This window comes from Embleya sp. NPDC050154, from assembly GCF_044460165.1.
Taxonomy (GTDB): domain Bacteria; phylum Actinomycetota; class Actinomycetes; order Streptomycetales; family Streptomycetaceae; genus Embleya.
The window spans coordinates 1-12,970 of record NZ_JBITJP010000003.1; the positions used below are offsets into that span (position 1 = coordinate 1).

Annotated in this window: 9 protein-coding genes and 1 pseudogene; 4 read left to right on the forward strand and 6 right to left on the reverse strand. The window is 71.0% G+C overall.

Translation table 11 applies throughout. From position 1 onward, the window contains the following. Positions 1-180 (forward strand): annotated as a pseudogene (locus tag ACIBSV_RS06695) (PRC-barrel domain containing protein); the annotation flags it as partial. 355 nt (positions 181-535) lie between these two features. Here ACIBSV_RS06695 and ACIBSV_RS06700 read toward each other — a convergent pair. Next, positions 536-1,795, reverse strand: coding sequence for a PP2C family protein-serine/threonine phosphatase (locus tag ACIBSV_RS06700; protein ID WP_395859945.1), 1,260 nt, complete (start codon positions 1,793-1,795; stop codon positions 536-538). Positions 1,796-2,039: 244 nt separating this feature from the next. Here ACIBSV_RS06700 and ACIBSV_RS06705 point away from each other — a divergent pair, with 244 nt between their 5' ends. Beyond that, complete coding sequence (locus tag ACIBSV_RS06705; protein WP_395860938.1) at positions 2,040-2,456, forward strand: MarR family transcriptional regulator; 417 nt, start codon at positions 2,040-2,042, stop codon at positions 2,454-2,456. A gap of 641 nt (positions 2,457-3,097) precedes the next feature. Here ACIBSV_RS06705 and ACIBSV_RS06710 read toward each other — a convergent pair. Genes ACIBSV_RS06710 through ACIBSV_RS06720 form a run of 3 tightly spaced genes read right to left on the reverse strand, consistent with a single transcriptional unit; the run spans position 3,098 to position 6,272 of the window. Beyond that, on the reverse strand, positions 3,098-3,520 hold the full coding sequence (locus ACIBSV_RS06710) for an STAS domain-containing protein (protein WP_395859946.1): 423 nt from the start codon (positions 3,518-3,520) through the stop codon (positions 3,098-3,100). Further along, positions 3,517-4,599, reverse strand: coding sequence for a B12-binding domain-containing protein (locus ACIBSV_RS06715; protein WP_395859948.1), 1,083 nt, complete (start codon positions 4,597-4,599; stop codon positions 3,517-3,519). Before ACIBSV_RS06715 ends, ACIBSV_RS06710 begins: the two co-directional genes overlap by 4 nt. Further along, a complete protein-coding gene (locus tag ACIBSV_RS06720; protein ID WP_395859950.1) occupies positions 4,599-6,272 on the reverse strand; it encodes a PP2C family protein-serine/threonine phosphatase in 1,674 nt (557 codons plus the stop codon). Before ACIBSV_RS06720 ends, ACIBSV_RS06715 begins: the two co-directional genes overlap by 1 nt. A 679-nt stretch (positions 6,273-6,951) precedes the next feature. Between ACIBSV_RS06720 and ACIBSV_RS06725 the strand changes: the two genes are divergently transcribed. After that, positions 6,952-8,295 (forward strand): MFS transporter, encoded by a 1,344-nt coding sequence (locus ACIBSV_RS06725; protein ID WP_395859952.1) that lies wholly within the window; start codon positions 6,952-6,954, stop codon positions 8,293-8,295. A 268-nt stretch (positions 8,296-8,563) separates the two neighbouring features. Here ACIBSV_RS06725 and ACIBSV_RS06730 read toward each other — a convergent pair whose 3' ends face one another. Beyond that, positions 8,564-9,271 (reverse strand): L-2-amino-thiazoline-4-carboxylic acid hydrolase, encoded by a 708-nt coding sequence (locus ACIBSV_RS06730; protein ID WP_395859954.1) that lies wholly within the window; start codon positions 9,269-9,271, stop codon positions 8,564-8,566. Between the two features lie 949 nt (positions 9,272-10,220). Here ACIBSV_RS06730 and ACIBSV_RS06735 point away from each other — a divergent pair. Further along, positions 10,221-11,924, forward strand: a complete 1,704-nt coding sequence (locus tag ACIBSV_RS06735) for a type IV secretory system conjugative DNA transfer family protein (protein ID WP_395859956.1) — start codon at positions 10,221-10,223, stop codon at positions 11,922-11,924. A 27-nt stretch (positions 11,925-11,951) separates the two neighbouring features. Here ACIBSV_RS06735 and ACIBSV_RS06740 read toward each other — a convergent pair whose 3' ends face one another. Beyond that, complete coding sequence (locus ACIBSV_RS06740) at positions 11,952-12,815, reverse strand: aminoglycoside N(3)-acetyltransferase (RefSeq protein ID WP_395859958.1); 864 nt, start codon at positions 12,813-12,815, stop codon at positions 11,952-11,954. Between the last annotated feature and the right edge of the window lie 155 nt (positions 12,816-12,970).

Genomic DNA, 12,970 nt, shown 5'->3' on the forward strand with positions numbered 1-12,970 from the left:
ACCGAGAACAAGGTCGTCCACGTCTCGCGCACCAAGGAGGAGATCAAGAACTCCCCCGAGTTCGACAAGGACAAGCACCTCGACGACCACGACCACCGCAGCCGCACCGGCGACTACTACGGCAACACGACACCGGGTACTCCCGGCGCCCCCGGCGCCGGCCCCGCAGGCACGTTGTAGTCCACGCGCAGACCCGACGATGGGTGGCGCTCCCTCGGCAACCAGGCCGGCGGAGCGCCACCGGCGCGAGGGCACACGACGGCAAAATCCCACCATCGTGTGCACGACGGCTTCGCCGATCGGCACTCTTTGAATGTCGCGCGGGTCGAGAGGCGTTCGGCGGCCTGCGTCGTGTTGCGGCCCGCTTCGAGACAGTGACCGAGGAGGGATCGAGATTCAGGCCCATCCCGCCTCCACACGGTGGAGACCGCCGCCTCCCGGCTGCGCGACCTGGGCGAACGTTCGGCGGTCCCCTTGCTCCCGGCCCGCGACGCCGTCACACCCGGCAGTCACGCCCGAGCGTCGCGCCGCGCCGTCACCGCGGAGCGTGCGGTGGGGCGGGGAAGGTGGCGGAGTGGGTGTCGTGCCGTTCGGGGTCGGCGGACGACGCGTGGTCGGGGGCGGTGGGTCTGCCGTACCAGTCCAGGCAGACGACCAGGGCGTCGTCGTCGGGGACGGGGCGTCCGCGGTGGCCGGTGAGTTCGCGCAGGACCGCGCGAGGCATCTCGGCGGGCGGCAGCAGCCGGGTGGCGCTGATCGACCGGGCCAGCGCACGTTCGCCGTAGGCCTCGCCGGCCGGCGAGGCGACCGCGTGGACGCCGTCGCTGACGAACACGAGACGGTCCCCGGGCCGGACGTGGAATTCCTGCGCCGTGTAGTCGGTCTCCTCGAACATGCCCAGGGGCAGTTGCGCGTCGAAGTCGATCGGGGTCACCGTTCCCTCGCGCAGGAGCAGCAGGCGCGGGGAGCCGGCGTCGACCACCTGGACTCGTCCGGTGGCCAGTTCGAAGTCCAGCAGCAGGACGGACAGGTACGCGTCGCCGCGGTGCTGGGCGTAGACCGCCTGGTCGGCGAGGGCCGCCTGGTCGGCAAGGGGGATGCCGGCGCGTCGGGCGTTGCGCAGGGCGTTGATCGTCAGGCTGCTGAGCAGGGCGGCGTCGATGCCCTCGCCCATGCCGTTGGTCACCGTCAGGACGAGGTGGTCGGCGCCGGCGGACCAGTCGAAGTTGTCGCCGTGGACGGCGTAGGCGGGCTCGAGCTGGGCGCCGATGGCGTATTCGTCGCGGCTGCAGGCTCGCCCGGGCAGGAGTTCCCACTGCATTTCGGCCGCCAGGGTCAGGCGGTCCTTGCGCCGGGCCCGGCGGTAGAGGTCGGTGTCGCGTTCGGCGACGGTCACCGCGTGAGCGAGCATCTCGGCGATGTCGGCGAGTTCGGTGGGGATCGCCGGCGAACAGGCGTCGGTCGGAAGGGTGACGGTGAGGACACCGAGGCGGTCGCCGCGTACGGTCACCGGGAGGTGGACGACCGTGGCTTCCGCGTATTCCTCGCGTGCGGGCTCCTGCGCGCCGAAGACCCGGCCCTGAGGGCTGTTGTCGATGGAGAGGGGTTCGGCGAGGGGTTCGGTGGCGGGCGGGAGCGCGGACACCGGAAGCAGGGCGGTCAGGCTGTAGTCGGCCATCAGCAGCTCGACGGATCCTGCCCGGTAGTGCCGCGTCAGCACGCCGCGGATGGCGTCGAGCAGTCCATGCGGGGGCGCGGCGCGCAACGCGCGCTCGGCTTCCTCGTATGCATTCACAGTATGTCTTCAGCCGTTCTCTGCGGGTGCGGCAAGGAGCACCCTTGTGGCGTGTCTGCGGAACGGCCCGGACCGCCTGTCGGATCAACCGCTTTTATAGCGTCTATTGTGGTGACGGCACGGCCGTCGGACCGACGGCCGTTTCGGGCGTCAGAGTAAGGCGGTGAGCGGGGTTACCTCCTCTCGACACGACCATTCGGACGAGACGGCGCGCGTTGCGACCGCGGCGGCCGAGTTGCTCGAGATGCTGCTGGGGCGCGCGTCCACGGCGCCCGTTTCTCCGTCACAGCTACGCGCGCTGTTCCTGCTGGAGCAGCACGAGGGCATCAACCTGCGCACGTTGGCCGACGGCTTGCGGTCGACGCCCTCCTCGACGAGTCGCCTGTGTGACCGCCTGCAGGCCGTGGGCTTCGTCGAGCGCCTGCCCAGCGCCAACAGCCGTCGTGAACTGCAGTTGCGGCTGAGCGGGCGGGGCTGTGCCTTCCTGGCGGATCTGCGGGCCCGCCGCGAGCGGGAACTGGCGGTCGTCACGGCGCGCATGTCGGGCGAATCGCGGGCGATGTTGCTGAAGGGGCTCGAATCCCTGCGCAACGCCGCCGTTCCTGTCATGGACGAGGCGGCGGACAACCCATCGCTCGCCCGGCGAGCGCGAACCGCCTGAGGCGACCGACCACCTCGCGCGGCCTGCGCGACGTGCCCCCTCCACCGTGTGCGGGGAGTGCCGAGCACGTCGGGCGCACACGTCCCGACCGGATGCCGGCCGATGCCGATCTACCATGACGACCCCCCTCCGTCGGACGAGCGAGCAATGACGCCCGGCCGCAGGCAAACGGCTCGGACGACGACATCAATGTCATTCCCTGACGTCGACGGCTGTGCCCTGCCCCCCGGCGTCCCGACGCGAAGCGTATCGAATTATTGATCGATGACAAATGTTGCGGGTGGACATGCGTCACGGTTCGGTACGCGTGATCCGCCGCCGAACGCGCGAGCACGGACGGCTGCGCGCGCCGAGTCGACCACGACTCCCCCGCGCACTGGTCCGATCGGAAGGCCACGAAGCTGAATCCGGCCTACTGGCCTACCGGGCGGAGGAGTTGACGCGGCGCCTCGGCGGGCCGAAGTTGCACGACGGGTGCCTTGGCCTGGTTCGACCCGCGCCGGTACGGGTGGCGGGCGGGCGGTGGTGTCGCGGTTCGGTGGGATGGGGGGGTGGGCCTCCCAGCCTCTCCGTGTGCGCCGAGGCTCGAGCCCCCTGCGTATGCAAGGGGGCTCGAGCCCACCGCGTTCGGGCGCCGGCCTTCAGCGGGAGGAGGCGGACTCGCCGCCGCTGTTCCCTCCCGCCGCGCAGCCGTGACCATCGTTGTCGGCGTCGGTGCGCCCGGTGAGGTATCCCTTGACGCCGGTGACATCGAGCAAGCGGGTCAGCTGCGCGGGTGGCCGATGCAGGTGCAGGGCGATTCCGGCGGAATGTGTGCGACGACGCAGGCCGATCAGAGCGGACAGTCCGCCGGAGTCGATGGCGGTCAGACCTTCCCAGTCCAGGTGCAGATGACACAGGGCCGGGCCGTGCCGCTCCAGATGCGTGTCCAGCACCGCGTTCACCCGCTGGGTGAACGCGTCGATGGTGTCGTATTCGAGGTCTCCCCGGATCGCCAGGCGCAGCGACTGTGTGTCGCCGGCCTGAATGTCGACGGAGAGCTCGACTGGCACGTAGGAGCTCATGCGATTCCTGGGCCGGAGTGGGCGGGCGCCGTGTGCAGGGTGTCGGTTGCGATGCCGAGGAAGGTGAGGGCGCGGGGAAAATCCCGCAGTTGCCCGGCGAGGACGTCCAAACCCATGCGCAAGCCCGCGGCGGGCACGTGGCGGGCGGCGAGAATGTCCGCGGTCCAGGTGACGAACGAGGTGAACAGCGCGACGTCGTCGACGTAGAGCGCCGTGGCGAGGAAGTCCACGATGTGGGCGAGATCCTCGGCGGTTCGTTCGCGCTGGGCCGCGCTGTACGTACGCATGCCGGGCCAACGCTCGTCCAGGGCGACCAGACACTGCCGCACCAGGGCGGTGCGGCCGGTCCTGACGAGGGTGTATTCCTGATCGGCGAGATGGGGCAGGTCGTCGATCTCGTGTCGCCGACCCGGGCGATGGCCGGCGACACCCTGGGCCAGGTGGTCGGCGGCTCGTCGCGCGTCGGGGGCCCAGGCGTCGGCTCGAAGAAGACGGGCGTAACGGCCGTCCTCGCCGAAGGCGGCGCCGCCGACCATGACCGGGATGCCGAGCGACTGCACGGCGGTCACCGCCTGGTGCGCGGTGGGCAGGTGGGTGGGCAGCGACGCCGACAGCAGCACGGCTGCCGGGTTGGTCTGGTGCACATGCGCGATCAGGTGCGGAGTCGGGGTATGGGCGCCCAGGAAGTCCACCCGCCAGCCGCGCCGGGTGAGGATCTCGGCCAGCAGCCGGGCGGGCAGGGAGTGCCATTCGCCATCCACACAGGCCACCGTGATCCGCCCCCGCGTCCGCGCGAGGGGCGGCGCCGGATGGTGGTGGGCGAGGGCGGCGATGACCCGGTCGGTGATCGCGGTGGCCGCGTGTTCCTCGGCCACACTGATCCGGTCCGCGGCCCATTCGACCCCGATGCGGTGTTGCACGCCCGCCACGACGTCCAGCAGGAGGCTCTCTCCGTCGGCCCCGGCATCGGCCGCCGCGGCGACCAGCCGCATCGCGCCGGGCTCGTCCCTGCCGATCACAGCCGTCCACAGGCGCTCCGAAAGCCCGGAGAGCGGGCATTGCTCCGAGACGTCGGCCATCACGGCTCCCGCCGTTGCGACTCGCGGCTCCCGTGCCCGACCTCGTCGAACTCGTCGTGGGCGCCGGCCGGGTTGGTGATCGCCAGCGTGGCCATGTCGTCGTGACGACCGCCTCCCAACCACTGCGCCGCCAGCATCTGTACCCGCTCCACCACGGCCTCCGCCGGCATCCGCGCACACTCCCGCAAAGCCTCCTGCAACCTCTCCTCACCGTAGAGCTGGTCGCCCAGCGGCCCGCCGCGGGCCTCGGTGATCCCGTCCGTGTACAGCAGGCAGGTTTCGCCCGGTTCCAGAACCACATCCACGCTCCGCGCCCGGACCTCGGGCAGGGCTCCCACGAGTGTGCCGCCGGTGGCGGCTTCCTCCACCCGACCGTCGGCCCGGACGATCAGCGGCGGCAGATGTCCGGCGCTCGTCAGTCGCAGCAGCACCTGCCCCGAACTCCGCCGGACGGAAGCCAGCACCAGGGTCGCGAACCGGGTGTGGTGGGAGTTCATCAGCGCGTCGTTGAGGAGGACGAGGACCTGCTGGTGGTCACCGGACAGCGGCAACAGCGCGTGCAGGACGCTGCGGATCTTTCCGGTCAGGACGGCGGCTTCCAGACCTTTGCCCGCCACGTCGCCCAAGACGACGAAGGTCTCCTTGGACGCGTCCGCACCGGGATGGACGTCATAGAAGTCACCGCCGACACGCTCGTGGTCCTGTGACGCCCGATAGACACCGGCGTACTCCACGCCGTACACCCGCTCCAGCCGCGGCGGCAGCAGTTCCCGCAGCAGCGTGGCCGTGATCGACGCCTGCTCCGCGTACAGCCGCGCCGCCGACAGCGCGGCACCGGCCCGCGCCGCGAAGAGTCGCGCGAAGACCTCCTCGCCGTCCGTGAACGCCTGGTGCGTGCTGGACCGCAACAGGATCAGCACCCCGGCCGGCACCCCGTGCCCGGGCAGCGGGGTGACGATCACCGATCCGATCACACCGGCGAACCCGGGCGGTACGACCCAGCCGGGGACGTCGTCCGGGTCGATCCACCGCGTCGGCACCGGCGGGAATCCCTGCAACGCCTCCGCCAACCCGGGGACCGTTCGCGCGTCGATGGACACCACCGCCTGCGTGACCTCACCGCCGACCTGCGCGTACGTCAGCGCGTGCCGGCGACCCTGGGCCGGGGCGACGATGACCGCCGCATCGGCGAGGTGATCCGCGGCCATCCGTGCGGTCACCTCCGCGCAGCGCTCGACATTCAGCGACGACAGCAAAGCACCGGAGATCTCCGCGAGCAGCGCGGCTCGCTCACGCTCGCCGCGCAGCGCCTGCTCGGCCCGACGGAGATCGGTATCCTCCACCAGCCACCACACCACATCCCCGTTCTCGACCAGCGAGGGATGTGCCTCGAATGTACGGCCGGCGACAGCGCCCGACACGGCCGCCGGTGGCGCCCCGGCCGACGGCAGGCGGTGGTGGGCCTGTGCGAGCCAGTGCGGCAGGCCGCCTGCGGCCAGACCTTCCCCGGCCTCTTCGGCGTGCGCGAACAGGCGGCGCGCGCCTTCGTTGGTTTCGACGATGTCCCCGCCGCCGTCGGCGACGACAACGGGATAGGGGGCGTTGTTCCACGTGGTGCCGACGTGAACGTCACCACCGCGCGGAGTCTTGGGAGTACCCGAAGTACGGATCACAAGCCGGGGAACGCATCGCGCGCACCCCACCACCTCTCTGCCGCTGGAAAATAGTTGTCTTCCTGCAACCGTGTCCTATGCACCGGCTGTATGCAACACCCGACCCAGGTGCTCACAACTCGACTATTCAGTCACATAAGTACTATTTCGCCGCGCACACCGGGCTCCTTCCCAGCGGACGGTCGGTGCGCACAACCGAGCCTTTGCCCGGGGTGAGATCGCCGGCGGGTCGTGCGGGCGCATTGCGAGGGCGCGGGCGCGGCGGCCACTCCCCCGGTCGCTCGGCCGGGCCTCCGCCGGGGCGTAGCGGTGCCGATCCGGCGGATATCGCCGCCCCGGCTTCCTCGAACGGGGCCGTGTCCTCTCGGGCGACCGCGCCCGCGCCGGGACGCTGATCTCCGACGGGGTCCTCGTCGGCCGTCCTCGCGTGGCGGGCGCCGGAAGGCCGTCGGGACGCCGGGAGTCGTGCGCGTGGAGAGCGTCGATTCCGCTCTCGTCGACATCTGGTGCGGGAACGATCCCGCTGGCATGATCCGTGCATCTGCTGACACGTGTCAGCGGATGCGGTCACGGCATTCCGGAACCCATCTGGGCGGCGATCGTGCGATCCACCCCGGTCGGGTGATGGGCCGATGCTGCCCGCCGGCGACAGACCCCTCGAAACCAGCGGTGAGGACACATGACGGACAACAGCTTGCGCGTGCACGACGACGGGACGGCGCTCTCCCGGCACGCCGGCGGGCCGGGCGTCGCCGACGGGAAGTCCGGCAGGCGGCTGGGGCCGCTGTACCTGACGCTTCCGCTCGCGAACACCGCACTGAACCTGGTGTGGATGGGCGCGGGCTCGTATCTGATCCCCAAGCAGGTCATCGAGATCACCGGGGGCACGGACCCGGACGCGATGAAGAACGCGGTGGCGCTCGGGGCGCTCCTCGCGGCGGTCGGCAACCCGTTCTTCGGACAGCTCTCCGACCGCACCCGCTCGCGGTTCGGCCGCCGGGCCCCGTGGGTCCTGCTCTGCGCCGTGCTCGGCGCCCTCGCGCTGGTGGGTCAGGCCCACGCCCATTCCATCCTGGCCCTGGGACTGACCTGGGGCGCCGTCCAGTTCATCCTCAACGGCTACCAGGCCGGGATCACCGCGGCGATGCCGGACCGGGTGCCGCCGGCGAAGTACGGGACCTTCTCCGGCCTGATCGGCCTCGGCATTCCGATCAGCATCGTGGCGTCCGCGTACGTCATCGGTGGCGTCGACCTGTCCCGGTTCGGCGTCGACCGCGTGGTCGGCGGCTTCGACGGCACGTTCGCGGGCGCAAACGGCTACTACCTCCTGGCCGGATGCATCACGGTCGCCGCGCTCCTGTTCGTGCTGGTGTCGCCCGACACCTCCGGCAAGGACATGCCGATCGAGAAGTTCAACCTGAAGGCCTTCCTGGGCAGCTTCCGGCTGGATCCCAGGAAACACCCGGACTTCGCGTGGGCGTTCCTGTCCCGGTTCGGCGTGATGGCCGGCTTCTTCATCTCCCTCACATACAGCTACTTCATCCTCATCGACTTCGTCGGGGTGCCCGAAGCCGACGTCGACCCGGTCATGGGCTACCTGATGGTGGTCAGCGCCGTCGCGACCATCGCGGCCTCCGTGTTGATCGGGAAGATCGCCGACCGCCTCAACGCCGTCAAGCCGTTCGTGATCGCGTCGGGCGTCGTCTCGGGCATCTCGCTGATGATCCCGCTGTGGTGGCCGACGGTGGGCGGCCTCGCGGCCTTCAACATCGTCAACGGCTTCGCGTTCGGCATGTACATGGCCGTCGACATGGCCCTGATCACCCAGGTGCTGCCGGACGGCCGGGACGCCGGCAAGGACATGGGCCTGATCAACATCGCCAACGCCGCACCCCAGGTGGCGGCACCGTTCGTCGCGTCCTGGATCGTCGACGCGGGCGGGTACGAGGCGATCTTCCCGGTCTCGGCCGCGATCGGCATCGTGGGGGCCCTGTTCGCCATCAAGGTCAAGGGAGTGCGCTGACACACGGCGAGCACGAGCCCGGCGATCGCGAACGCGGCCACCGCGGCCACCGCGGCCACGAACAGCGCTGGATCTGGGCCGAACGCGGCCCGAGGGCAACCCGGCGGAGGAATCGGGAAGCAGGACGGCTCCGGTTCCGACGCCGGCCGCGCGCTGCCGCGGTCGGCCCGCGCCCGGCCAGGCCGCGGACCTCGACACGGTCGCGGTGTGACTCGCCGTGCCCCGTGGCGGGGACGCCCGGTCTCGGGCGTCCCCACCACGGGATGGTTCAGTCGAGGTCGGCTTCCTTCTCCCCGACGACGGTGTCGCGGTGGAAGTGGAACGGGCAGTGCGTTCCGCCCAGGCCGATCGTGGTGACGCGTTCGAAGCGGAAGCCGTGGCGGTCCGGATCGATCGCCTCGATCCAGGAACTGTCGAACGCGCACATGGCGGGCGTCAGTTCCGGGGCGGAGTTGGCGACCAGTACGTCGTGGTAGAAGCAGCGGTGCACGTCGAGGAGGTAGCTCCGGCCGTCGTCCACCGGGCGGTCGAAGGTGAACGTGGCGCCGAAGGATTGCTCCTCGCGGGTCTTCGACAGCGCGACCATGGCCGTGAACGGGTCGGGTGCGGCGTCGAGCATCGCGAGAGTTCCCGCCCGGAACGTCTCGTGGAACGGCTCGACGAACGCGGCTCGAACTGCGGCGAGGGCGTCGTCGCGGCCCAGACGCGGCAGCAGCGTGCGGTACGCGGCGACCAGCACCAGGGTCAGACGCAGGTTGTGCCGGGACGGCTCGTCGTCGATCAGGTGCGCGTTGGCGGCCATGAGGTCGTCGTGCAACACGCGGATCGCGCCCAGCAGTTCGTCCGGGAGCGACCGCTCGCGAACGGTTCGGGCGATGTGGTCGTGGAACGCGTCGAGGAGAACTGCGGTGTCACGATCGGGATCGGGGACGTAGCCGCCCTCGTCGATCTCGATGTCGTGGTGGTCGGTGGCCATGACGGTCCTTCCGAGACGGGCTCGGTTCCGACGCACGGCACGGCGCCACCGGGGCAGGGCCGGCCGCGCTCGCAACCGGGCGAGCACGGCAGCGCGCTCCACCGACCGACCAGGCGCTGACGAACTTGGGTGAGTATCAATCTTGCCCGTCCAGTCTGGCAGATGGGCGGTCGCCCTGTCCCGCCCGGGCCACGGTCACACCGCCGTCGACGCCTCCTGCCTACGGCCGGCGGACGACACGAAGTCGTCACCGGCTGCCCGACGTTCGGGCAAGAGGTGGGCATTCGGGACGGATTCCCCTCGCCGCTCCCGTGCACCGACCTCCCGGGCCACGGAGTCCCGTCGCCGGCGGACTGCACCACGACACTCGGTCGGTTCCACGTTCCCCGGCCCGGATCGCCAACGAGGCGTTCCTCGGCCGGGGCCCCGACTCGATGGGCGCCGATCCCGTCGCCCCCGGTCACCGTGGTGCGTGGGTCGAAAACGCTGCTCTCATACGTCCTCGGCGGCGGGTTTCAGGGTGCGGCGTCCGGCGACCGCCATGGCGTAGCCCGCTGCGGCACAGATCGCGGTGACGACGAAGGCCCGCCGAAAAGCGCCGGTCACAGCCGCTCGTTGGCGACCGCGATCAGGACTGCCGAGGCCGAACAGCGCCATACACGCTGCCCGTCGGCGTCCGGCATCCCCCGGCGACCGCCGGCGCGACCGCGGCCAAGGGGATACGACAGCGCGGTGAAGTACCGGTACGCGCGAAACACCGCGTCGACACGACCTTCCGGGGGCCGTCGTGCTGTGCTGTGCGTCCACGCACCCCCCTCGCACCGGGTTCGGCGGCTCGCAGCGCGAAGCGGTTCGCGGCGGGGCGCAGGGCCGTCGTCGAGATCGCTCCGGCCCGCCCCGGCCGGATCCCCTGGACCCGGCTTTGCCACCGTCCGGACAAGGAAGACAGATGACCGGCACCATCCGCCGCCGCGGCCCCGACATCACCGGCACGTGGTTGGCCGCGCTCCTCCTCATCGGCAACCTGGTCACGGTGCTCCTGCTCCCGCCCCTGGCCGCCGGACTCCTGGCCGCTCTCACCGGCCGACAACCCACCGGAGCCGAACTGCTCCGCGCCTACGGCGACCCGGATGCCTCCCGCTTTCCACCGCCGGACGTGATCGCGCTCTCGGTCGGCCTCCTGCTGCTGCTCGCCGCGATCGACCTGCCCTTCCTCGCCTACCTCCGCGACCGCGATCGGCGCCGGCACGTGGACTCCACCGCTCGGCTGTTGACACGTCGTGCCGACGTCCGGCGGGTCGGCACCGAAAGCGTGCGCGCCTCGGCGGCGCGGATCGCGTACCCCGTGGCGACGCCCGGGGTGTACGTCGGCCGCAGCGTGCGCGACGGGCGCGACGTGTGGGGCTCGTGGGAGGAGGTCCAGGTGGACATCTGCGGCCCGCGCACCGGCAAGACCACCTGCCGGGTCATCCCCAACATCGTCTCCGCCCCGGGCGCGCTGGTGGTCACCTCGTGCAAGCGGGACGTGGTCGACGCCACCCGCGAGGTGCGTCGACGAAACGGTCGGGTGTGGGTCTTCGATCCACACGACGTAGCACACGAGCCTCCCACCTGGTTCTGGGATCCACTGGGCATGGTGGCCGGCAACTTGAAGGACGCGGTCGGCGTCGCGGGTCTGATCGCGTTCACCCAGCGCGACACCCAGATGCGCTCGGACGGGTACTTCCAGCCGGCGGCGCAGAACCTGCTGGCGATGTTCCTGCTCGCCGCCAGCCTGGACAAGCAACCGATCACCGCGGTGCGACGTTGGTTGCTGCGCCCGGACGACGACGAGCCGGAGACCGTCCTGCGCGGCGCCGGGAACCTGCTGGCCGCCGAGGCGTGTGCGGCGAGCCGCGGTCTCCCCGCGGACCAGCGGTCGGGCGTCTACGGAGCGGCCGTGCAACTCGTGTCCTGGCTGGCGGCTCCCGAGGTGCTGCCGTGGATCACTCCGGGCGAAGGGCGCGAGGAGTTCGATTTCGTGGAGTTCGCCGTCGGCACCGACACGCTCTACATTCTTTCCAACGTGGACGACGCCCGTTCGAATCCCGCCGCCACGCTGCTCACCGGGGCCATGCTGGTCGCCGCCGAATATCGTGCGGCGGCGTGCTCGGGCGGCCGTCTGCCGGTCCCCTTCCTGGTGGTGATGGACGAGGCCGCCAACACCGCGCCGCTGCCGATCCTGCCCGATCGGCTCTCCCACTACGGGTCCCGGGGCGTGGTGGTGATGATGATGCTCCAGTCCTGGGCACAGGGCGTGCACGTGTGGGGCGAGGCCGGCATGGCGAAGATCTGGAACTCCTGCTCGGTGCGGGTCTACGGGGCCGGCGGCTCGGAAAGCGCGATGCTCCGCGCGCAATCGGTGTTCTCCGGCGGATTCGAGGCGGGTACCACCGCCGTCACGCACGCGTCCTCGGGCTGGTGGGGTTCGACGGTGACCAGAGCCACCCGGCCCGAGGTCGTGCTCGATGTGGCAGACCTGGCCGCGCTGCCGCGCGATCGCATGCTGGTGCAGATCAGCGGCGGCAGACCGCTGCTGGTGCGCTCGATACCGTGGTGGGAGGGTCCGCACGCCGACGCGATCCGAGCCTCGATCGCCCAACACGGCCCGTGACGGCGCCACGACGCGCACACCGGTCCGCTACCCGCCCGCGCCCGGCGCCCGACGCACGCCCATCCAGGCGGTCGCGAAATCCACGTACGGTCGGACCGGGACCAGGAAGGCGCGCGCCGCGCCCACCCGACCGCGGGAGATCGCCTCGGGATACCGCTCCTCGAAGTCCCGCCCCAGCGCCGGAAAGTCGTGGTCGCTCAGTGCCACGTCGGAGAAGGACCACCACGAACTCCCGCCCGAGGCGGCGACCTTGCAGGTGTAGCGGCGCTGCGACCGATGAGGGTGTCGGTACTCCGCCAGGTGGGCCACGGAAACGACGCCCCACCCGACGCCGATCGCGAGCACTCGGGCCTGCGCGTCGTACAACCGGCCCATCGGTGAATCCGGGCCGAAATGCGTCCTCCCGTGGCCTCGGGTGACCTCTTCGGCCCGGCCGCCCAGGGCCACGACCGAGGCCAGCGGATGGTCGCTGCGCAGCGCCCCGTCGTCGACACGAATCGACTCGGCGAACGCGCCCACCGCGGCCGACACCGACGCGCGCGGGTCCAACGGCCGGTGCAGATAGTCGGCCAGCTCCTCGACCGTCCGGCCGGCGGTGGCGTCGGCGAACGCCTGGGAGGTGATCGAGTTCTCCGGCGTGTACGCGGGTACCACCAGGGTTCCGTCGCCGCCGAGCACGGCCCGGAACGCCGACCGGAGATCCCGCGACTCGGCCCCGAGGCGGTCTCGACCGCGCACGGCCCGCAGTGAACTGTGCACCATCACCGTGTCGCCGGGTCGTAGGCCCAACTCGGTGAGGTCTCGGGCGAGTTCGACGACCCGGGCCGACTCTGCGCGGTGCGGTGTGGAGTCGGTGTACCAGGACGCGTCGGGAGTCGATGCCGCGAACACTGCTGCCTCTCCCCGGAGTTGGCTCGGCGTGGTGAATCGTGCGTGCCGCGGGCCGGTTCGGCGCCGCCGGATCGCGCGAATTGGCTGATCAGGCGCGGTCCTCGGCCTCGCCTCGGGCACGTGTCGCGCCCGAGAATCGGACCGAGTGTCGCGCA

Excerpts from the sequence above, each read along its gene's own strand:
- ACIBSV_RS06725 (WP_395859952.1), top strand. The coding sequence starts at position 6,952 with ATGACGGACAACAGCTTGCGCGTGCACGACGACGGGACGGCGCTCTCC.
- ACIBSV_RS06705 (WP_395860938.1), top strand. The coding sequence starts at position 2,040 with ATGCTGCTGGGGCGCGCGTCCACGGCGCCCGTTTCTCCGTCACAGCTA.
- ACIBSV_RS06715 (WP_395859948.1), bottom strand. The coding sequence starts at position 4,599 with ATGGCCGACGTCTCGGAGCAATGCCCGCTCTCCGGGCTTTCGGAGCGC.
- ACIBSV_RS06730 (WP_395859954.1), bottom strand. The coding sequence starts at position 9,271 with ATGGCCACCGACCACCACGACATCGAGATCGACGAGGGCGGCTACGTC.
- ACIBSV_RS06735 (WP_395859956.1), top strand. The coding sequence starts at position 10,221 with ATGACCGGCACCATCCGCCGCCGCGGCCCCGACATCACCGGCACGTGG.
- ACIBSV_RS06710 (WP_395859946.1), bottom strand. The coding sequence starts at position 3,520 with ATGAGCTCCTACGTGCCAGTCGAGCTCTCCGTCGACATTCAGGCCGGC.